The following is a 20,217-nucleotide window of genomic DNA, read 5'->3' as shown; positions in this document are numbered from 1 at the left end:
GCGAGCAGATTATGTCTGCTCGCTTTTTTTATATCGTGATAGCTGTTACATCAAAAATATCATCCAGCTGTTTCAATCCTTCAACTTCTTCTTTTTGCGGTTCTTTATCGACCGTAAGCATCATGATTGCGTCGCCGCCCTCATTTGAGCGCCCTACCTGCATCGTTGCGATATTTACTGCGTATTTAGCAAGTAATGTACCTACCCGGCCGATTGCTCCTGGCTGGTCTTTATGCCGGACGAGCAACATATGGCCGGCAGGCGTGACATCGACATAATAGTCATCCACCTTCACAATACGGGCACCCAAGCCATTGACAAGTGTGCCTGCAACTTGGTGCGTCACCGTCGCCGATTTCACTTCTACTGTTACCAGACTAGTGAATCCTCGTGTCGTAGAAGTCTTCTGCTCATTGATTGTAATACCTCGTTTTTTGGCTAAATGTATCGCATTAACGTCATTCACATTTCCAAGGTACCGCTGCAGCAATCCTTTGACCGTATTTCGTGTCAATGGAGCAACCTCTTGTTCTGCCAGATCTCCCGCATAATAGACGGTCACTTCCTCGATTGCATCTGGCATAGTCCGAGCCAGGAAGGCTCCGAGCTTTTCAGCAAGATCAAAGTAAGGCTGAATTTTTCGCATGACTTCCGGAGAAATGGAGGAGAAGTTAACCGGATGAATCGCCTGCCCTCCTTGAAGAATCTGCATTACATCCTTGCTGACATCGATCGCAACGTTTTCCTGTGCTTCCACTGTGCTCGCGCCTAAATGCGGTGTGGCAATAACCTGTGACAGTTCCAGCAGCTTATGATGAACGGCAGGCTCTTCTTCGAACACATCCAGTGCTGCTCCAGCTACTTTACCGCTAATAATTGCTTCATACAAAGCATCTTCATCAATGATTCCGCCCCTGGCACAGTTCATGATTTGCACGCCATCTTTCATCTGTGCGAACGCTTCAGTGGAGATCATATGATGTGTTTCTTTCAGCAATGGCGTATGAACCGTCAGGAAGTCACTCGCAGCGAAAACTTCCTCCAATGTTCCATAGCCAATCCCCATCTTATCCGCACGGTCTTTCGTCAAGAATGGATCATAGGCAATCACATCCATACGCTGACCCTTAGCCCGGTAAGCCACTTCTGCTCCAATCCGGCCCATACCGACAATTCCAAGCGTCTTGCCCTTCAATTCAACACCGATATGCTGCTTGCGCTCCCAGCGTTCTTCTTTTAATGCAAGGAATGCCTGTGGGATGTTGCGCGCAAGTGACATCATCATCGCCACTGTATGTTCCGCAGCAGAATTCGTATTACCATCCGGCGCATTGACAACGACTATGCCAAGCTCTGTCGCTGCTTCCAAATCGATATTATCCACCCCAACACCGGCACGTCCGATTACTTTAAGATTCGGTGCAGCTTCCATGATCGCCCGTGTAACAGTTGTCTGGCTGCGGACGAGCAGTGCATGAAAATTACTGATTTTCTGGATGATTTCTGCTTCAGTCAGGCCAGTATCTACTGTGACAGCAAAGTCATCTGCTGCCGTTAATGGTGCCATGCCTTCTTCACTTAATGGATCACTGATTAGTACGTGGTAAGTCATGTTCAATTCGCTCCTTGTTCCAAGTAGATTTGCTGTGCTGCTGCCGTTCCTGCACCCAATGTTACTTGTTTGCCAATCTTCACAAGGCCAATTTCCACTGCTCCAATCACCTGCAGCACATCTGCTGGAGAGCAATATCCCATATGACCGATCCGGAAAATTTCACCCTTCATATGCTGCTGACCGCCTGCAAATGCCAAGTTGAAGTCTTGCTTCACTTGCTTACGCAGCTGTTCAGCATTAAAATCTGCCGGTTTGATCGCCGTAACTGTCGGAGAAGCATACGCATCCTCTACAAGCAGCGGTACATCTAATGCACGGAATGCAGCTCGTGTCATATCCCGCATCAGACGATGTCTTGCATACACCTGCTCCAGCCCTTCTTCCTCAAGCAATATCAGCACTTGTTCCAGTCCGAACAATATGGATAAAGCCGGCGTGAACGGTGTACTGTCTTTTTCCAGACCATCACGATATTTTGTCAGATCCAGATAGAATCGTGGCTGAGGATTGGCTTCAATCACTTTCCATGCCCGGCCACTTACTACTGCAAAGAACATACCGCCAGGCAGCATGAATGCCTTCTGCGTACCTGTAACCAAAATATCGATACCCCATTTATCAAATTCGGTTTCAACACCTGCCACACAGGATACGCCATCAACGATGACCAAAGCTTCCGATACTTCATGCACCGCTTCAGCAATTTCTTTGATTGGGTTCAGTACTCCTGTGGACGTTTCACAATACGTAACAAAGACAGAGCTGATTTCCGGATGTTTATTCAAGAATGTCTTAATATCCTCCGGATTTGCTGCTTCTCCCCATGTCACATCTAAACGGTGGGCTTGAAGCTGATATGCTTGAGCTATCTTCACAAACCGATCACCAAATGCCCCCACAACTACAATCAGCACTTCATCTCCTGGCTTGGAAGTGTTGGCAACTGCTGCTTCCAGTCCAGCGGTTCCACTGCCAGTCACAAGCAGTACATCCTGTTCTGTACCGAATACGGGCTTCAATTTAGGCTTAATCCGCTGCAGCAAAGCAGTTGTCTCCGCACTGCGATGGCCGATCATCGGCTGACTCATTGCGCGCTGTACACTTGGCGGAATTGGTGATGGTCCTGGAATCCGTAGTAAAAGTTGATCTGGTAACATAATTTCTTTTCCTCCTTGGATTGTAAGATATCTTCACAGGTAAAAGAGCCCATAAGAAAAGCCTTCCGCTCCCTTACCTGATAAGTAAGGGGCGAAAAGCTTGGATCTACTCACGCGGTGCCACCCTTTTTCACTGTCTGCTTACACACGACAGCCTTCGTTGAAGCTATGCGTAACGGGCATATGCCGGACAAACCTACTCAATTCAGTCTGCCTATTCAGAAGTGCTGCCCTTTGACGGATTATGCTAGTTCACACCAGCCACTAGCTCTCTTGGATAATCACGATCAAAGGTATGATCTTCATCAATATAGTTGTGTTTTGGTTCAATTTTTTATTTATCATAGCAGACACACAGCTATTGTCAATACGTTTTCTAATAATTATAGCAAATCGGATTGTTCGGATTTCGCTGTAATCTGCTTCCTTCTGGCTTTTTTGCTATACTTGAAAAAATAATAATTTTGCTGGAGGTATGAACTATGCATTTGGAAACAGCTTCCAAAATGATCGCAAATGCCTCATCGGTGGCGATCCTGACCGGAGCCGGCGTATCTACAGCCAGCGGTATTCCTGATTTCCGCTCCACCAATGGTCTTTGGACTGCAGATAAGGCCCGAGAATACTATATTTCCAATCACTATTTTTATAAGGATCCCGTAGATTTCTGGCAAAAATATAAGGATATTTTCCGAGTAAAGCTGCTTAAGGATTATGGTCCGAACCATGTTCATCGCTATCTCAGAGATCTAGAGGTAAACGGAAAACAAATCACTGTCATCACCCAGAATGTTGACGGTCTTCATACCCTTGCTGGCAACGAACATGTCATTGAATACCACGGCACGTTGAATAGTGCCACATGTCCGAACTGCGGCAGTTCCTATGACTTGCCTTACCTATTGGCAGCAGAAACTCCTGTTTGCGAGAAATGTGCGCATGTGCTGAAGCCAGATGTTGTCTTGTTTGGTGATCCGATTACCGAGCATGACAAAGCAGAATACGCGATTCAGCAGAGCGAGCTCGTTCTTGTACTAGGAACGTCTCTGCTCGTCAGTCCATTCAACATTCTTCCCGAATACAGCAAATCACTAGGAAAGCCATCTATCTTGATTAATCGGGAACCTACAGTGATGGATGACCTATTTGATCTTGTCATTCATGATGATCTTTCCAAAATCGTACAGCAGCTGCAAAAATAGCGAGCTCCATATGGGAGCTCGCTATTTTTTATTCGTATTGATAATGGTGAACAGGTTTGGATTGTTTGACTAAGAGTACGAATACGACCGCTGCTACAGCGAAGGCTCCAGCAATGGTAAAAGCGAACTGTAAACCTGCTGTCATTGCCTGATCGGCACTTTGAGAAGCTACAGCTTGGCTGCCGCCGCTCATCAAGGTAATGAACAGAGCCGGACCAATTGCTCCAGAGATTTGGTTAAAGGCATTCAGAGAAGCACTGCCATGCGAATAGAGCTCTTCTGTTAATTGATTTAGACCTAATGTCGTCATCGGTGTCAAAATCAAGCCGATTGCAAACGTAAATCCAACATACAGCAACGTGAACTGCAGCATTGTCGTATCAGTTGAAATTGTCGTCATCAACCCGATCATCGCAACTAGAAGTACTGTCCCAGTGATAGCAAATGGTTTAGGTCCGAATCGATCGGAAAGTCGGCCTGTGAGCAGAGCCATGATTGCGATCATGATACCGCCCGGGAACAGGACAATACCAGAATCAAATGCGCTAATTCCTAAAGCATCCTGCATGAATATAGGCAAGAGGATCATCGCCGCAAAGAAGCACATCATAACTGTAATTGTCACCAGAATTGCCATCAGGAAATTTTTATTTTTATATGGGCGCAGATCAAGCATCGGCGTCTCCAAATTAAATTGACGATAAGCGAAATATGCAATCGCTGCTAGCCCAATTAATAAAGCCCCCAGCACTAGTGGACTTGTCCATCCCTCTGCACCAGCACTGCTGAATCCGATAACGATTGAACCAAAACCGATCACTGCCAGCACGACAGATAGAATATCGATTTTTGTACGCTTCGTCTCCAGCACATTTCGAACATAATAAGCTGCAAAGCCAAGCAAAACAAGTGTTACAGGCAATACACTGATGAACACAAATCGCCAAGAAGCCTGTTCAACTACAAGACCAGAAAATACAGGACCAATCGCCGGCGCAAACAATATCACTACCATGAGCAAACCAAGCATCGAACCGCGCTTAGCGAGCGGTGTGATCGTGATGATCACAGTTGTTACAAGCGGGATAATAATCCCCGAACCAGAAGCTTGAATCACACGTCCGAGTAACAGAATTGAAAAGTTAGGAGCAAAACCGGCAATCAGCGTTCCTATAAAGAAAAACGATAGTGCAGTCAGCAATAATTGCCGCGTTGTAAAACGCTGCATTAGATAAGCACTGATCGGAATAAGAATACCGATCGTCAGCATATACCCTGTAGAAAGCCAATGCGCAGTCGTCGTTTGGATTCCAAGGGTTTCTTCTATATTGGGCAAAGCGACATTCATAACAGTTTCATTTATCAATGCAATGAAATTCCCCACCATTAAGACAATGATTAACGGAATACGGTTTTCCACTTGCACGTGCTTGTCGATTGTTTGTGTAGTAGCAGCCATATAGATGCTCCTTTCCTTCTGTCAGATTAAGAATCAACTTTTTCCATTATAGAAGTTCTGCTATGAGATTCAAGCATCTTGTTCGTAACAGGCACATATTATCAAATTAATTAAATTCTGAAAACTCGACATTAAAAAAAGACCCTCTAATTAGGGTCGCGTGATATTTATATACCTATTAAAATATATATAAGAAGGCATCATCCATAAGGATGATGCCTTCTTCATAATTACTCGCTCACGTATGGCAATAGAGCCATTTGACGAGAACGTTTGATAGCGATTGTCAATTTACGTTGGTATTTTGCAGAAGTTCCAGTCACACGGCGAGGAAGAATTTTTCCACGCTCGGAGATGAAACGTCTAAGCAAATCAACGTCTTTGTAATCGATGTAAGTGATGCCATTTGCTGTGAAATAACATACTTTTCTGCGCTTAGCGCGACCACGACGTGCTGCCATATCAGATTGCCTCCCTTAGATTAGAATGGTAGATCATCATCAGAAATATCAATCGGTTCACCTTTATCACGGAAAGGATCCTGGTCGTTATTTCGATTATTATTGTTGTTGTTGCTATTGAAGTTATTGTTATTGTTGTTGAAGTTCGAGTTCTGATTTTGGTATCCAGAAGAACCTTGTCCGCCTCCTTGAGAGCCACCTTTGGTCTCGAGGAATTGTACGCTATCCGCAACAATTTCCGTTATATATACACGGTTACCCTCTTGATTATCGAAGCTTCTCGTTTGGACACGGCCATCTACGCCAACCAGACTTCCTTTGCTCATGAAGTTCGCCAGATTTTCAGCTGGACGTCTCCATACAACACAGTTGATGAAATCTGCCTCACGTTCGCCTGACTGATTAGAGAAAGGACGGTTTACTGCTAAGGTAAAGTTGGCAACTGCCACTCCATTTGGTGTGTAACGCAGGTCCGGATCCTTGGTTAATCTGCCGACAAGTACGACACGATTTAACATCAGAACCCCTCCTTATTTCTCGTCTAGACGAATAGCCATCTGACGAATAATATCATCAGAGAACTTCGCTTGACGGTCGAATTCATTAATAGCGGCTTCATTGCCTTTTAGATTAATGATGAAGTAGTAGCCATCGCGGTGATCGTTGATTTCGTAAGCAAGACGTTTCTTGCCTTTCTCGTCAACTTTCACGATTTCCGCACCGTTATCAGTTAGGATTCCGTTGAAACGCTCAACTAGAGCAGTTTTAGCTTCTTCCTCGATATCTGGGCGGACGATGTACATGATTTCGTATTCTCTCATCCGTTTGCACCTCCTTTTGGACTTAACGGCTCTTATCTTTCATAAGAGCAAGGAGTAATCTTAATTACTCACAATGATGAATTATAGCAAATTATCTGCCGTTAAGCAAGTTTATTCCGCATATTTACAAATTGAGGATCCGACCTTACACGTTGAAACGGAAATGCATAACATCTCCATCTTTCACCAAATACTCTTTTCCTTCCAAGCGAACTTTCCCACGTTCTTTTGCAACACTCATAGAACCAGCATCAACCAAATCATCGTAGGAAACAGTTTCTGCGCGAATGAATCCTTTTTCAAAGTCACTATGGATGATACCAGCTGTCTGAGGAGCTTTATAGCCCATAGGGAACGTCCAAGCACGAACTTCCTGTTCACCAGCCGTAAAGTAAGTTGCCAGCCCAAGCAGGCTGTAAGATGCCTTAATTAACTGATCCAAACCTGACTCCGGAATACCTAGCTCTTCGAGGAACATTTCTTTTTCCTCTCCTTCAAGCTCTGCAATTTCAGATTCAATCTTCGCACAAACAACAATAACCTGCGCACCTTCGTTTGCCGCGAACTCCTGTACTTTTACAAGATTCTGGTTCGCAGATGGATCTGCTACTTCTTCTTCGCTCACATTAGCAGCATATAAGACTGGTTTGCTTGTCAACAAGTGTAAGCCTTTCACAATCTTACTTTGTTCATCTGTGAATTCCAGCGCACGTGCTGGTAGCTCATTCTCTAATCCATCCTTAATTTTGGACAGTATCTCTTGCTCTACAACAGCGTCTTTGTCTTTTTGACGCGCAAGTTTTTCTACACGCTGCAGACGTTTGTTGACAGAATCAAGATCTGCAAAAATCAATTCTAGATTAATCGTCTCGATGTCATCGATAGGATCTACTTTCCCAGATACATGCGTAATATTTTCATCATCAAAGCAGCGCACTACGTGAACGATTGCATCTACTTGTCTGATGTGTGATAGGAACTGGTTTCCTAGTCCCTCCCCTTTACTTGCACCTTTCACGATACCAGCGATATCCGTGAACTCAAATGCAGTCGGGATAGTTTTTTTCGGTTTGACCAGTTCAGTCAATTTATTTAAACGTGAATCCGGGACTTCTACGATGCCGACATTCGGATCGATCGTACAGAACGGATAGTTTGCAGATTCCGCTCCTGCTTGTGTGATCGCATTGAACAATGTGGATTTACCGACGTTTGGTAATCCGACAATACCTGCTGTTAAAGCCATGTAATCTTCCACTCCTTAAGTGTCCTGGCAGCTTTTATCGTACAGCCGGCCAAAATAGATCTGCTTACTGAACACTCCGCCCAAAGGCAGGGAAGATGGGGCAGTACCGGTAACTGACTTACGTAAAATCATGCCAGCTTGCCCTTACTTTGTCCAAGTAAACATACGTACTTCTAGAGTACACTATTCTTTATAAAACAGCAAAATTATGTGTGTATTTCTGCCATTTCTATACTTATTTATATTTAAAAAATGATTTCTTACATAGAAAAAAAGAAGTCCTTCCGATGACAACATCAGACAGACTTCTATGTTTCACGTGAAACGCATATTTTAGTTTGTCGGTTCTTCAGCATGCTCCAAAACTTTTTTCATTTTTGTCTCGAATTTTTTCCGAGGAATAAGCACGCTATGACCGCAGCCTTCACATTTAATTCGGATATCCATTCCCAACCGGATAATCCTCCAGCGATTCTCGCCACATGGATGGGCTTTTTTCATTTGTACCACATCATTAAGCTGATAGACTTTGTCACTCACGAGCATTCCCCCTTACAACGCTTTCCTGCATAAGCTCTTCTGCTTCTTGTTTATTATACATGACCAGCCTTGGAGCTGGAATACTGATATTACGTTCTAATAGTTTTGTTTTAATACGATTTCTAGCTTCCCTTGCCACACCAAAATGCTGCATTGGCAAAGTTTCAATAATTGCTCGCAAAACGATGTGAGAAGTTGATAATGTCTCAACGCCTAAAAGCTGCGGAGTTGCTTGTATCTCAGGATATTCAGCCGGCATCTCCAGCAGCACCTGCATGATGACCTCTTCTGCTACTTGCAAGTTCGCTTCGTAAGGTACATTGATATCTAATACTCCCAAGCTGTTGTGCACAGAAAAGTTTGTCACTTGTGTAATATTTCCATTCGGTATAATATGCAGTTCACCTGTCCAGTTACGAATCTTGCATGTCCGTAACCCAATCTCTTCTACATCTCCCCGCACTCCAGCTGTCTGAACATTATCTCCTACTGAAAACTGGTTTTCGAAAATGATGAAGAAACCGCTGATAACATCCTTCACTAAGTTCTGCGCTCCGAAGCCAATAGCTAAACCAGCAACTCCGGCACTCGCAATCAATGCTCCAATGTTTAATCCAAGCTGTGATAACACCATCACGACAGCGGTGAAATACACTACATATGTGATTACATTTTGGATTAGCTTTTTCAATGTATTCTCTCGGCGTTCTGATACGAGAGGAGCCTTTAATTTCGCTTTTTCTCTAAAGGAATTATGAAAAGTCCTCTCCACTATATTATTGGCTACACGAGCGACAACCATAGATAATATAATGATCATGACAATTTTAAACGCTGCTAATCCGAGGCTGGTCCAAAGCTCGGCACTCGTAAAATAGTCGTAAATACTGGTCCACTGCTCCTCTACATTCATGATGTGCGTATCTCCTCGTCCATTTGTTTTCTTTATATATTATCAGTTTTCTATTTCATTTTGTATCGATTTAGTATTGGATATACAAGAATGGCGGAGAGGATGTAAAGATTAGCAAAGCCAAAAATCGGGTACATCAAAGCTATCAAGTCTGTAAAACCAAGCTGTGTGAGCGGCAGCATAAGTAAGACAAGCACAGCTGCTTGCAGCCAGAGCGGTCCCTTCCATTTTGTTTGAAATCGTGAAACAATGCCCAGAACTCCGGAAACAGCAGAAGTATAGATAGCAAGCCATAACACAATACTGATGCAAATAAGCACAATAGAGGGATAGTTCTTCAAAATATAGAACAACGGGATATCATAATGTGGAATTGCATGACTGATATGCATCAAATCATTATTGTATAAGTACGTAAGCGCACCAATGATAAGTCCGCTGCCGATACTCGCAATCCATAACTCTCCCTTCCCTTTCATTTGCTTACCAATCGCACCGATAACTGCAACAACAGGCAGAATGTTCAGTGCGGTAAACGGGAATGCCGCTTGCCAATTTGCCTGTTCACGCCAATCCTGCAGCAGATTGATCTGTTCATGCCGGGTATAGACGACAAGGACAAGAACCAGACCTCCGACTAGGATAGGAAGGATATAACTATTCATCGAAACGACACCTTCTACATTGGATGTAAAAATCAGGATAATCATTAACGCAATGAAGAGGATGCCCAACCAATTCGGAATCTGATACATCGTTCCGGTAGCACCACCGGCTGCAATCATAACAACTGTAACTGTAAATAAATAGAAAACAATCAGCACATCATAAAAAGCAGCCAACTTTTTGCCGACAAGCCGCTCCAGTACCGGAAAGTAATGCGCGCTTCTTTCGGTGAAGCTAATATGCAGGATTACATAACTGCATATTGTAAATAAAACGGTGAATATGATGATAGCCAGTCCACTTTCATAGCCGAAAAATTGCCAGATTTCTCTTCCCGAAGCATATCCAGCTCCTATTAACGTCGCCAATATTAAAAACATCCATTTCAGCCCTGCAGCCCACATCACAGTCCCTCCAATTTCATATGAACACGTATAGAAAAAGTAGAAAAGCTATATACTATTACCAATATGTGTATGGAGGATAAGCTATGAGCCTGAAGAGAATATTTACGAAAAAAAAGGAGTTCCGCTGCGACTATCAAGACCCCCTTCTTATGAGTAAAGCCTATGAAACAATCAGCTCATGGATTCCTGATGACCGAGAGATTGTTGTCCTTTGCATCGGTACGGATCGTTCGACTGGTGATGCTTTAGGACCCATTATAGGTTCATTTTTGACGGAAAAACCATTAAACAGGCTTCATGTTTATGGGACGCTGGAATCGCCTGTGCATGCAGTCAATCTGGTTGAACGTCTGCAAATGATAGCGGAAAAACATCCGAATGCTTATATAATTGCAATTGATGCCTGCTTAGGCAGGACCACTTCCATAGGTTCCATTATCGTTTCTCCTACACCTCTTCGTCCGGGTGCTGCATTGAAAAAAAATCTTCCAGCAGTTGGAGATGCCCAAATAACTGGAATCGTAAATGCCAGCGGCGATATGGAGTATTTTGTGTTACAAAATACTCGCTTGCATCTTGTCATGCAGATTGCTTATAAAATCAGCGCCCTACTGATTGCCGTCGATCGCAAACAAGTTCCTATACTATCACCCGACACAACAGCTGCTGAAAATTGACATGTTTCACGTGGAACAAACAAAAAAGCCAACAGAAGCATAAGCTCCCGTTGGCTTTTATCTATTCAATACACTTAATATTCTCTCTAAGTCTTCATCGGAAAAGAATTGAATTTCAATCTTTCCTTTTCGCTTACCACGATGAATTGTTACATCCGTTCCAAATTGGTTCCGCAGCTGAGATTCAGTCTGAACAAGAAAAATATCCTTTATAGCTTTCTTTTTCTCAGGTTCTGGAAGGTTATTGTTCATCTTGGTGATGAGTTGCTCTACTTGCCGGACATTCAGCGATTCATTCCGTATTTTCTCGACTAGCGACTGCAATTTCTTTTTATCTTTTAATCCCAATAGGGCACGCCCGTGACCCATTGATAGTTCTCCATGATTGATTAAATCACTGATTTCAGGAGGCAGCGTCAATAGACGAACAAGATTCGCTATATGAGAGCGGCTCTTTCCTAAGCGTTTTGCTAAGATCTCCTGTGTGATATCCAATTCCTTCATCAGATTGGAATAAGCTTGTGCTTCTTCAATCGGCGTGAGATCTTCTCTCTGAAGGTTTTCCAGCAAGGCAAGTTCCATCATCTTCTCATCATCCAATGACTTGACGATGACAGGCACTTTTTTCAGACCCGCTGCTTTAGCTGCACGAAATCTTCTTTCTCCCGCAACAATTTCATAGCCTTTTATGCTCTTACGGACAATGAGTGGCTGCAGGATGCCATATTCCTGAATCGATTGCGACAATTCCTCAATTGCATCTGCAGAAAAGACTTTGCGCGGTTGATATGGATTCGCCCGGCATTCCTTGATTGCAATTTCCTGAATCTGATCTTCTTCCTTCATTTCCAATTCTGGAAAGAAAGCATTAAGACCTTTCCCCAACCCTTTGGCCATGCGCCATCACTTCCTTTGCTAAGTCTAAATAAACTTCTGCACCACGCGACTTCGGATCGTAAATAATGATTGGCTGACCATAACTAGGTGCTTCTCCCAACCGAACATTTCTTGGAATGATTGACTGGTACACTTTATCCTGAAAATATTTCTTTACCTCTTCAATAACTTGAATACCAAGATTTGTCCGGGCATCAAGCATCGTAAGCAATACGCCTTCAATCATTAGATGCTTGTTCAAATGCTTTTGTACAAGGCGAATCGTATTCAATAGCTGACTTAGCCCTTCTAATGCATAATACTCGCATTGAACTGGGATAAGGACAGTATCTGCCGCTGTCAGCGAATTCAAAGTCAACAATCCTAAAGAAGGCGGACAATCGATGATGACATAATCATAATTGTCTTTCACACTATCAATCGCCTTTTTCAGACGGACTTCTCTTGAGATCGTAGGTACTAGCTCGATCTCGGCTCCTGCAAGCTGAATAGTAGCCGGAATGACATCTAAATTATCAACAGCAGTTGATATAAGGACTTTTTCGGCTTCCATATCTTCAACTAGGACGTTATATACACAATTTTCGACATCTGCTTTGTTTACACCAACACCGCTTGTAGCATTTCCTTGCGGATCAATGTCTACTAGCAAAACTTTATTTCCTAAAAAAGCCAGGCAAGCACTCAAATTGACGCTGGAAGTTGTCTTCCCTACGCCGCCTTTTTGATTTGCTATAGCGATTACTTTGCCCATGGTGTCACCTACCTCAAACTCAATACATTTATTCTATCATCTTTTCATAGAAACCGACGGATAAATTCAAGATTTTGAAAAGTTAGCTCCCTTTTCCTATATAAAAACCCATCTTTCTGCAAGATGGGTATACTATTAGAGCCTTATTCAAGATTTTTTCGGTATTTTGATCGTAATTTGGTAGTAATCGTCCTTATCTTCTTCCTCTGTTTCCAAGTTGATACCGGTATCGGAAACCATGGAAAGTGATTGACGGATTGTATTCATGGCAATGCGCATATCCTTGTTAATACCCTTCAGCTTCGGACGTTTCTTTTTCGGCTGGGCGTTCACTATTCGGGCGATGCGTGCCTCTGTCTCTTTTACATTTAATTCTTTATCTATGATTTCCTGCAAAATCAATTCTTGTTTCTCTGCATCTTTTAGAGCAATAAGCGCACGAGCATGCCTCTCTGTGATTTTCTTTGCCAATAATGCTTGCTGCACAGATTCTGGCAGTTTTAATAGACGCATCTTATTGGCAATAGTTGATTGACTTTTTCCGAGACGCTGCGCCAATGCTTCCTGGGTCAAAGAATGCAACTCTAATAAACGTTCATATGCGAGTGCTTCTTCGATAACAGTCAGCTCTTCACGCTGCAGATTTTCAATCAGTGCTACAGAGGCCGTCTCTGTATCCGACATTTCACGGATGATGGCAGGCACTGTTTCCCATTCTAAGGACTGCACTGCACGCCAGCGACGCTCTCCTGCAATCAATTCATAGCTGCCTTCAGAATTTTTCCGAACAACAATTGGCTGGATGATGCCATGTGTGCGAATTGTCTGTGCAAGCTCTTTGATCTTATCCTCTTGGAAAACAGTTCTTGGTTGGTATTGGTTCGGGACAATATCCTGTACCCGAAGGTTTAATACTTCATCCTTATGCGCATCGTTTTCCGTTTCTGCTGAATCCGATTTATCACCTAGCCCAAAAATACGGCTGAACGGGTGTAACATCCTCAGACACCACCTTTTTTTACAATCCTAATCTAGCAAGCAGGTACATAAGGAATAGTAAATGTTTCACGTGAAACATGTATAAAAAGGCGCAGCAGTTCTAAAGTAGAAGCTGCTGCGCTTACATAAGCCGAGCCAGTTCCTTATCTACTATTTTATCATAGATTGGTTGAGAATGGTAAGCTTGTATGGTACTTCATTCACTAATTTTCTTCTGTTTTAAACGATCGGCTCGCGGTTTGGAACCCCTGCTTTACGTGGATATTTCTTCGGTGTCTTTCGACGTTTGGCAATAATAGCTATATTTCGCTCTCCGCCTTCTTCTGGTAGATCGAAGGTATAGCTTTCAACCAATTCACCGCCCAGCAATTGAATTGCCGGTTCCGCGTCTCGAAGCTCCGTTTCCAGATTAGGTCCTTTCATAGCGATAAAATGACCTTTTGTCCGGCAAAGCGGCAGACACAACTCTGACAGTACGGACATCCGAGCTACTGCTCTTGCCGTGACCAAATCATAAGATTCTCGGAAAGACTCATTTTTCCCGAAATTCTCTGCTCGGTCATGATAAAAAGCGACATTGGATAAGCCAAGCTTCGATGCAAGCTCATTGAGGAATGTAATTCTCTTCTTCAAGGAGTCGACAATCGTCACTTTCAGCTCCGGAAAGACTATTTTTAGCGGGATAGATGGAAATCCAGCTCCTGCTCCGACGTCACAAATACTTTCGTCTCCTTTGAAATCAAAGAAGAAAGCAGCGGAAATGGAATCATAGAAGTGTTTTAAATACACTTCTCCCTTTTCCGTAATTGCTGTTAAATTCATCTTTTCATTCCACTCAACTAATAGATGAAAATAATCCTCCAGCTGCTTTTGCTGCTGATCGGATAATGTAATTCCTTGCTCATCCAATTGTTGTAGAAAATCTGCTTGGTTCATCCTGTACCTCTTTTCGACAGATTATTGATTCGCGGCTTTCGTGTGACCACCTTGTTCGATAAATACGAGCAGGATGGAGACATCCGCTGGGTTTACACCGGAAATCCGGGAAGCCTGGCCAACAGATAGCGGGCGGACTTTTTTCAGTTTCTCACGTGCTTCTGTTGCAAGTCCGCTGACATCATCATAATTAATGATATCTGGTATTTTCTTATCTTCCATACGCTTCATACGTTCTACTTGCTGCATTGATTTCTTGATATAGCCTTCATACTTCGTTTGGATCTCAACTTGCTCTTTTACATCCGCAGGAAGATCTTTGTCTGCTGGAACAATTTTCTCCAGCAAGCTGTATTTAATCTCAGGACGTTTCAATAGATCGGATGCGCGCTGTGCTTCCTTCATGACGGATTCTACTTCTTCCATCAACTCCAGTACATGCGGCTCTGTCTTAATGATAATTCCTTCCAAACGGTTCCGTTCTTCTTCAATCAGACGTTTTTTCTCTAGGAAGCGCGCGTAGCGTTCTTCATTGATCATGCCGATTTGATATCCAATTTCAGTCAGACGCATATCGGCATTATCATGACGAAGCAGTAAACGGTATTCCGCACGAGATGTTAGCAGGCGGTAAGGCTCATTTGTTCCTTTTGTTACCAAGTCATCAATCATAACACCGATGTAAGCTTGGGAACGGTCCAAAATAACTGGTTCTTTGCCTAATGCTTTCGCAGCGGCATTAATACCTGCCATGATACCTTGTCCAGATGCTTCTTCATAACCGGATGTACCGTTTATTTGTCCCGCTGTGTAAAGACCAGGAATTTTTTTCGTTTCCAGAGTTGGCCATAGCTGTGTCGGTACCATTGCATCATACTCGATTGCATAGCCGGCGCGCATGATTTCAGCTTTTTCTAAACCAGGGATCGTTTGAAGCATCTCTTTTTGGACGTATTCTGGTAAGGAAGTAGACAATCCTTGCACATATACCTCTTCTGTATTGCGTCCTTCCGGCTCCAAGAAGATCTGGTGGCGCGGTTTATCATTGAAACGGACAACTTTATCCTCAATAGACGGACAGTAGCGTGGCCCTGTTCCTTTGATCATACCGGAATACATAGCAGATAGGCCTAGGTTTTCGTTGATAACATTGTGTGTAAATTCGTTTGTGTAAGTCAGCCAGCATGGGATTTGATCGGTAATGAATTCTGTTGTTTCATAAGAGAACGCAAGCGGTTCTTTGTCTCCTGGCTGAATTTCTGTTTTGGAATAATCGATAGAACGGCTGTTTACACGTGGCGGTGTGCCCGTTTTGAACCGTACCATTTCCAAACCAAGTTCTTCAAGATGCTCTGACAAGGTAATAGATGCACGCTGGTTGTTCGGACCGCTCTCATAGGAAATATCTCCGATGATAACGCGTCCGCGCATGAATGTTCCAGTCGTGATTACTACTGTTTTTGCGTAATAAGCAGCTTTCGTTTCAGTGATGACGCCTTTGCAGACACCATCTTCAATGATTAAACGGTCTACCATTGCTTGACGCATCGTCAGGTTTTCTTGGCTTTCCAATGTTTTCTTCATTTCTGTAATATATAGCGGTTTATCCGCTTGAGCTCGCAATGCACGAACAGCAGGACCTTTTCCAGTGTTAAGCATACGCATTTGGATATACGTTTTATCAATTACTTTTCCCATCACGCCGCCAAGTGCATCGATTTCGCGCACAACGACACCTTTTGCAGGTCCGCCGACGGATGGATTACATGGCATGAATCCTGTCATGTCAAGGTTCATCGACAGCATTAAGGTTTTAGCACCCATTTTCGCTGCTGCTACACCAGCTTCACAGCCGGCGTGTCCTGCACCTATGACGATGACATCATAATGCCCAGCATCGTATGTCATGTTCATTCTCTCCTTTTTTTATTTTCCTAAGCAAAACTGTGAAAACAGTTGGTCGATTAAACTTTCATGCACGGTATCTCCGATGATTTCACCGAGCAATTCCCACGTTCTTGTCACATCTATTTGGACGATATCCATCGGCATCTGCATTTCGATGCCATTCATCGCTTCCTGAAGCGATGATAATGACTGCTTCAAAAGCTGGATATGCCGTACATTTGAAATATAGCTCAAGTCGCCGCCATCAATCTCCCCTGCAAAGAAGGTATCCTTGATAGCAAGCTCCAATTCGTCGATTCCTTTTTCATCAATCAATGCAGTCGTAATGACCGGACGGCCGCCTGCCAGCTTATGAACTTCTTCCAAATCAATTTGCTGGGAGAGATCCGTTTTATTGACGATAACAATAACATCAAGACCGGTAACAGCTTCGAATAATTGACGATCCTCGTCAGACAATGCTTCTCCATAGTTCAACACAAGCAAAATAAGGTCACTTTGCTTCAAAACCTGACGGGAGCGTTCCACACCGATTCGTTCCACAATATCTTCCGTTTCACGAATTCCGGCCGTATCAACCAGTTTCAATGGTACGCCGCGTACATTGACGTATTCTTCAATGATATCGCGTGTCGTACCGGCTATTTCTGTAACAATAGCTTTATTTTCATGCACAAGAGCATTCATCAAAGAAGATTTTCCGACGTTTGGACGGCCAATAATTGCCGTGGCCAACCCTTCCCGGAGGATTTTTCCTTGCTTAGCCATTTCGAGCAGCTTCTCAATTTCTTCATACACATATTGTGTTTTCTCGATCATCATATTGTGGGACATCTCTTCCACATCATCATACTCCGGATAATCGATGTTCACCTCAACATGCGCTACTGTTTCCAATAATTCCTGGCGCAGCTTCTGGATTAAACGGGATAATCTGCCCTCCATCTGATTAAGAGCAACATTCATCGCCCGATCGGTCTTCGCACGGATCAGATCCATAACAGCTTCTGCTTGTGAAAGATCGATACGGCCATTAAGAAAGGCCCTCTTGGTGAACTCACCAGGCTCTGCCAGCCGTGCTCCCTCCTGCAATGCTAGTTCAAGCACACGGTTCACGGAGACTAGACCGCCATGGCAATTAATTTCAACAACATCTTCCCGTGTGAATGTTTTCGGCGCCTTCATAACAGACACCATCACTTCCTCTGCAACCTCTCCGGTTGCCGGGTCGATGAGCTTACCATAATGAATCGTATGACTTGGTACGTTGGTCAGCTTTTTCCCATCAAAAAGGCTTGCAGCGATCTCCACCGCTTCAGCCCCACTAAGTCGAACAATGGCGATGGCTCCTTCTCCAACAGGAGTCGATATCGCGGCTATTGTATCATTCTGCATTTCTTCACCTCTTTCTATCTTTTCTTATCTATTTATCCACAGCATAACGCTATGATTAAGTTTGTACTCACTAACTTATAAGAATAGCACAGGTGTCTATCAAAAAGAAAGATATCCACATGAAAATTTAGTGACATCTGATAGCTTGAGTTATCCACATGTGAATGGAGAATATAAAAAAAGTCTCGGCATTATTGCCAAGACTTTTCCTTTACTGGTTGGATGACTATATACCGATTCGGTTCCTTACCTTTCGAAACGGTTTCGACACCCTTTTGCTTTTGAGCTGCCGCATGGATGATTTTCCGTTCGCTAGCCGGCATTGGATCAAGAGGAATTGCTTTTTGCAGCGCCAATGCCTTGCTGGCAGCCTGGACAGCTAGCATTTCAAGCGTTTCCCGTCTTCTTGACCGATATCCTTCCGCATCGACGGTAACGGTAAAGTGATATGCTTTTTGCTGATGAAGAAACTGTTCGACCAACTGTTCCAGCGCATTGAGCGTTTGTCCTCTTTTTCCAATCAACATGCCGAGGTTTTCTCCGCTAAGTGTAAACATCACATGCTTTTTCTTACGGGCCGTGATCTCCACCTCTGTACCTGGGTGCAGATGGCGAATAACACTTTCCAAATAATTTTTTGCTGCTTGTACATTATCGGTCTTCACGACCACTTTGACTACTGCCGGTTTGGCACCGAACAGATTGAGGAAGCCTTTGCTTCCTTCATCGATTACAGTGACTTCGACTTCTTCCTTAGAAATACGTAACTGCTGTAAAGCTGATTGAATCGCATCATCTACGGTTTTGCCGCGAGCAGTCAGCTGTTTCATTATTTCTTGCTGTCTGCCTGTGCTTTGTTTTTCGACATCATCGGTTTATTAATAAGTAATGTCTGTGCCACCATGAAGATGTTACCGACTACCCAATACAATGCCAAAGCTGATGGAAGGAATAGTGCAAATACAGTAATCATGACAGGCATGATATATAGCATCATCGTCATTTGCGGATTTGCAGCCATAGCTGTGTTTCCTGCCATCATCAATTTCTGCTGCAGGAATGTTGCAAGACCTGCTACGATTGGCAGAATGAAATATGGATCCGGGGCTCCAAGCTGTACCCAAAGGAAGTTATGTTCCTTGATTGCTTCTGTACGGCTGATTGCTTGATAGAACGCAAGCAAAATCGGCATCTGTACGATGATCGGCAGACATCCTGCTAACGGATTTACACCGTGACGCTGGAAGAGCTGCATTGTTTCCTGCTGTAATTTCTGTTGTGTGTTTGCATCTTTGGAGCTGTATTTCTTCTGAAGTTCTTTCAGTTCAGGCTGAACTTCCTGCATTGCCCGAGAACTTCTCAACTGCTTGATGTTCAATGGCAGCAATACTAAACGGATGATCACTGTTACAATGATGATCCCAAGACCAAAGTTCTCGCCTGTAAGATCAGCGAAATAAGCAATCAACCAAGATAGCGGGTAGATGAAATACTGATTCCAGAACCCAGTACTTTCCGAAGTGATTGGATCAGTGTTCGGCGCACAGCCTGCTAAGGCAGCGACGAGCAGCACGAGTGCCAATACTAATAATCCTTTTTTACGCACCATGTTTCCTCCTTAACTTCCTTGCATAAGACTTTCCCTATTGCTTCTCTTTATTTTTCCTGTTTGGCTGTTTCAGCAGATGTGATTTCCAAAGCACATGAATCAAGCTTTTTTTCAGTTCCTGGTAAGCCATATCCTTCGCTGGCTGCCTGGCGATGACAATAAAATCGTAGCCCGGAACAACCTGCTCATCCAGTTCATGGAAGGCTTGTCTCAAATAGCGCTTTATCTTGTTTCGCATAACAGCGTTTCCAAGTTTCTTGCTGACAGAAAGACCGATGCGGAAATGTGCATCAGCTGTATCCTGCTTCTTATAATATAGAACGAGTTGACGGTTCGCAAAAGAGTTCCCCTTTTGGAAAACTTCCTGGAATGCCTCATTCTTTTTGATTCGATATTCTTTCTTCATAGAGGGTCCCCTCAAACATGCCTATTTGCAGAAATAGTCTTTAATTTGAAAGAAGGAGAATAAACGCGGCATTTAAGCTTGTAGTTTATTCTCCTTCTCCATTCATGTAAAAGCACAGCGTTGGCTGTGTCATTTCCACTGATCAAGTA

The 20,217-nt window shown here is 43.5% G+C and carries 21 protein-coding genes and 1 other annotated feature; of the genes, 2 read left to right on the top strand and 19 right to left on the bottom strand.

The window, feature by feature from the left end:
• Positions 1–28 precede the first annotated feature (28 nt).
• Positions 29–1,612, bottom strand: coding sequence for a phosphoglycerate dehydrogenase (serA, locus tag CHH58_RS16475; protein WP_095234585.1), 1,584 nt, complete (start codon positions 1,610–1,612; stop codon positions 29–31).
• A gap of 2 nt (positions 1,613–1,614) precedes the next feature.
• Positions 1,615–2,772, bottom strand: a complete 1,158-nt coding sequence (locus tag CHH58_RS16470; RefSeq protein WP_095262863.1) for a pyridoxal-phosphate-dependent aminotransferase family protein — start codon at positions 2,770–2,772, stop codon at positions 1,615–1,617.
• 84 nt (positions 2,773–2,856) lie between these two features.
• Positions 2,857–3,090: a binding site (T-box leader), on the bottom strand.
• A gap of 164 nt (positions 3,091–3,254) precedes the next feature.
• On the opposite strand from CHH58_RS16470, the gene CHH58_RS16465 reads away from it, so the two are divergent.
• Positions 3,255–3,974 carry an NAD-dependent protein deacylase gene (locus CHH58_RS16465; RefSeq protein ID WP_095261507.1) on the top strand — a complete coding sequence of 240 codons (720 nt, stop codon included), beginning with the start codon at positions 3,255–3,257 and terminating at the stop codon, positions 3,972–3,974.
• Positions 3,975–4,002: 28 nt separating this feature from the next.
• Here the strand turns inward: CHH58_RS16465 and CHH58_RS16460 are convergent, their stop codons facing one another.
• The 8 genes from CHH58_RS16460 to CHH58_RS16425 form a co-directional block, all read right to left on the bottom strand.
• Positions 4,003–5,433 (bottom strand): MDR family MFS transporter, encoded by a 1,431-nt coding sequence (locus CHH58_RS16460; RefSeq protein WP_095230491.1) that lies wholly within the window; start codon positions 5,431–5,433, stop codon positions 4,003–4,005.
• A gap of 230 nt (positions 5,434–5,663) precedes the next feature.
• Positions 5,664–5,894, bottom strand: a complete 231-nt coding sequence (rpsR, locus tag CHH58_RS16455) for a 30S ribosomal protein S18 (RefSeq protein ID WP_038562624.1) — start codon at positions 5,892–5,894, stop codon at positions 5,664–5,666.
• A 20-nt stretch (positions 5,895–5,914) separates the two neighbouring features.
• A complete protein-coding gene (ssb, locus tag CHH58_RS16450; RefSeq protein WP_095230490.1) occupies positions 5,915–6,412 on the bottom strand; it encodes a single-stranded DNA-binding protein in 498 nt (165 codons plus the stop codon).
• A 12-nt stretch (positions 6,413–6,424) separates the two neighbouring features.
• The gene (rpsF, locus tag CHH58_RS16445; RefSeq protein WP_095220687.1) at positions 6,425–6,715 is read right to left on the bottom strand and encodes a 30S ribosomal protein S6; all 291 of its coding nucleotides are present in this window, start codon (positions 6,713–6,715) and stop codon (positions 6,425–6,427) included.
• A 145-nt stretch (positions 6,716–6,860) separates the two neighbouring features.
• Entirely contained in the window at positions 6,861–7,961 is a 1,101-nt protein-coding gene (gene ychF / locus CHH58_RS16440; RefSeq protein WP_095220688.1) for a redox-regulated ATPase YchF, read from the bottom strand.
• Positions 7,962–8,294: 333 nt separating this feature from the next.
• Complete coding sequence (locus CHH58_RS16435) at positions 8,295–8,501, bottom strand: DUF951 domain-containing protein (RefSeq protein ID WP_038562615.1); 207 nt, start codon at positions 8,499–8,501, stop codon at positions 8,295–8,297.
• A complete protein-coding gene (locus tag CHH58_RS16430) occupies positions 8,494–9,414 on the bottom strand; it encodes a mechanosensitive ion channel family protein (RefSeq protein ID WP_095230489.1) in 921 nt (306 codons plus the stop codon). The genes CHH58_RS16435 and CHH58_RS16430 overlap by 8 nt, the downstream gene beginning before the upstream one ends.
• A 50-nt stretch (positions 9,415–9,464) precedes the next feature.
• Positions 9,465–10,484: a YkvI family membrane protein gene (locus tag CHH58_RS16425; protein WP_095233565.1), complete on the bottom strand. Its 1,020-nt coding sequence runs from the start codon at positions 10,482–10,484 to the stop codon at positions 9,465–9,467.
• An 86-nt stretch (positions 10,485–10,570) separates the two neighbouring features.
• On the opposite strand from CHH58_RS16425, the gene yyaC reads away from it, so the two are divergent.
• Entirely contained in the window at positions 10,571–11,164 is a 594-nt protein-coding gene (gene yyaC / locus CHH58_RS16420; RefSeq protein WP_095230487.1) for a spore protease YyaC, read from the top strand.
• A gap of 57 nt (positions 11,165–11,221) precedes the next feature.
• On the opposite strand, the gene CHH58_RS16415 is transcribed toward yyaC, so the two are convergent.
• From CHH58_RS16415 to rnpA, 9 genes are all read right to left on the bottom strand, one after another.
• Positions 11,222–12,061 (bottom strand): ParB/RepB/Spo0J family partition protein, encoded by an 840-nt coding sequence (locus CHH58_RS16415; protein ID WP_095234590.1) that lies wholly within the window; start codon positions 12,059–12,061, stop codon positions 11,222–11,224.
• Positions 12,033–12,815, bottom strand: a complete 783-nt coding sequence (locus CHH58_RS16410) for a ParA family protein (RefSeq protein ID WP_095230485.1) — start codon at positions 12,813–12,815, stop codon at positions 12,033–12,035. Before CHH58_RS16410 ends, CHH58_RS16415 begins: the two co-directional genes overlap by 29 nt.
• 147 nt (positions 12,816–12,962) lie before the next feature.
• Complete coding sequence (gene noc, locus CHH58_RS16405; protein WP_095230484.1) at positions 12,963–13,814, bottom strand: nucleoid occlusion protein; 852 nt, start codon at positions 13,812–13,814, stop codon at positions 12,963–12,965.
• Between the two features lie 219 nt (positions 13,815–14,033).
• A complete protein-coding gene (gene rsmG / locus CHH58_RS16400) occupies positions 14,034–14,750 on the bottom strand; it encodes a 16S rRNA (guanine(527)-N(7))-methyltransferase RsmG (protein WP_095230482.1) in 717 nt (238 codons plus the stop codon).
• Between the two features lie 21 nt (positions 14,751–14,771).
• Positions 14,772–16,658, bottom strand: a complete 1,887-nt coding sequence (gene mnmG / locus CHH58_RS16395; protein ID WP_095262862.1) for a tRNA uridine-5-carboxymethylaminomethyl(34) synthesis enzyme MnmG — start codon at positions 16,656–16,658, stop codon at positions 14,772–14,774.
• A gap of 18 nt (positions 16,659–16,676) precedes the next feature.
• Positions 16,677–18,053: a tRNA uridine-5-carboxymethylaminomethyl(34) synthesis GTPase MnmE gene (gene mnmE / locus CHH58_RS16390; protein WP_095230478.1), complete on the bottom strand. Its 1,377-nt coding sequence runs from the start codon at positions 18,051–18,053 to the stop codon at positions 16,677–16,679.
• Between the two features lie 191 nt (positions 18,054–18,244).
• The gene (gene jag, locus CHH58_RS16385; protein WP_095230477.1) at positions 18,245–18,883 is read right to left on the bottom strand and encodes an RNA-binding cell elongation regulator Jag/EloR; all 639 of its coding nucleotides are present in this window, start codon (positions 18,881–18,883) and stop codon (positions 18,245–18,247) included.
• Positions 18,883–19,659: a YidC family membrane integrase SpoIIIJ gene (gene spoIIIJ / locus CHH58_RS16380; protein ID WP_038565936.1), complete on the bottom strand. Its 777-nt coding sequence runs from the start codon at positions 19,657–19,659 to the stop codon at positions 18,883–18,885. The genes jag and spoIIIJ overlap by 1 nt, the downstream gene beginning before the upstream one ends.
• Positions 19,660–19,696: 37 nt before the next feature.
• Positions 19,697–20,068, bottom strand: coding sequence for a ribonuclease P protein component (rnpA, locus tag CHH58_RS16375; RefSeq protein WP_095230475.1), 372 nt, complete (start codon positions 20,066–20,068; stop codon positions 19,697–19,699).
• Positions 20,069–20,217 lie beyond the last annotated feature (149 nt).

It is taken from the genome of Terribacillus saccharophilus (assembly GCF_002272745.1).
In the GTDB taxonomy this organism is placed as follows: domain Bacteria; phylum Bacillota; class Bacilli; order Bacillales; family Amphibacillaceae; genus Terribacillus; species Terribacillus saccharophilus_B.
The sequence above is the reverse complement of the archived record's forward strand: the minus strand, read 5'-3'. Positions and strand labels throughout refer to the sequence as shown.

Coding starts and splice junctions, on each gene's coding strand:
- serA (WP_095234585.1), bottom strand. CDS start 1,612: ATGACTTACCACGTACTAATCAGTGATCCATTAAGTGAAGAAGGCATG.
- CHH58_RS16470 (WP_095262863.1), bottom strand. CDS start 2,772: ATGTTACCAGATCAACTTTTACTACGGATTCCAGGACCATCACCAATT.
- CHH58_RS16465 (WP_095261507.1), top strand. CDS start 3,255: ATGCATTTGGAAACAGCTTCCAAAATGATCGCAAATGCCTCATCGGTG.
- CHH58_RS16460 (WP_095230491.1), bottom strand. CDS start 5,433: ATGGCTGCTACTACACAAACAATCGACAAGCACGTGCAAGTGGAAAAC.
- rpsR (WP_038562624.1), bottom strand. CDS start 5,894: ATGGCAGCACGTCGTGGTCGCGCTAAGCGCAGAAAAGTATGTTATTTC.
- ssb (WP_095230490.1), bottom strand. CDS start 6,412: ATGTTAAATCGTGTCGTACTTGTCGGCAGATTAACCAAGGATCCGGAC.
- rpsF (WP_095220687.1), bottom strand. CDS start 6,715: ATGAGAGAATACGAAATCATGTACATCGTCCGCCCAGATATCGAGGAA.
- ychF (WP_095220688.1), bottom strand. CDS start 7,961: ATGGCTTTAACAGCAGGTATTGTCGGATTACCAAACGTCGGTAAATCC.
- CHH58_RS16430 (WP_095230489.1), bottom strand. CDS start 9,414: ATGAATGTAGAGGAGCAGTGGACCAGTATTTACGACTATTTTACGAGT.
- CHH58_RS16425 (WP_095233565.1), bottom strand. CDS start 10,484: ATGTGGGCTGCAGGGCTGAAATGGATGTTTTTAATATTGGCGACGTTA.
- yyaC (WP_095230487.1), top strand. CDS start 10,571: ATGAGCCTGAAGAGAATATTTACGAAAAAAAAGGAGTTCCGCTGCGAC.
- CHH58_RS16415 (WP_095234590.1), bottom strand. CDS start 12,061: ATGGCCAAAGGGTTGGGGAAAGGTCTTAATGCTTTCTTTCCAGAATTG.
- CHH58_RS16410 (WP_095230485.1), bottom strand. CDS start 12,815: ATGGGCAAAGTAATCGCTATAGCAAATCAAAAAGGCGGCGTAGGGAAG.
- noc (WP_095230484.1), bottom strand. CDS start 13,814: ATGTTACACCCGTTCAGCCGTATTTTTGGGCTAGGTGATAAATCGGAT.
- rsmG (WP_095230482.1), bottom strand. CDS start 14,750: ATGAACCAAGCAGATTTTCTACAACAATTGGATGAGCAAGGAATTACA.
- mnmG (WP_095262862.1), bottom strand. CDS start 16,658: ATGACATACGATGCTGGGCATTATGATGTCATCGTCATAGGTGCAGGA.
- mnmE (WP_095230478.1), bottom strand. CDS start 18,053: ATGCAGAATGATACAATAGCCGCGATATCGACTCCTGTTGGAGAAGGA.
- jag (WP_095230477.1), bottom strand. CDS start 18,883: ATGAAACAGCTGACTGCTCGCGGCAAAACCGTAGATGATGCGATTCAA.
- rnpA (WP_095230475.1), bottom strand. CDS start 20,068: ATGAAGAAAGAATATCGAATCAAAAAGAATGAGGCATTCCAGGAAGTT.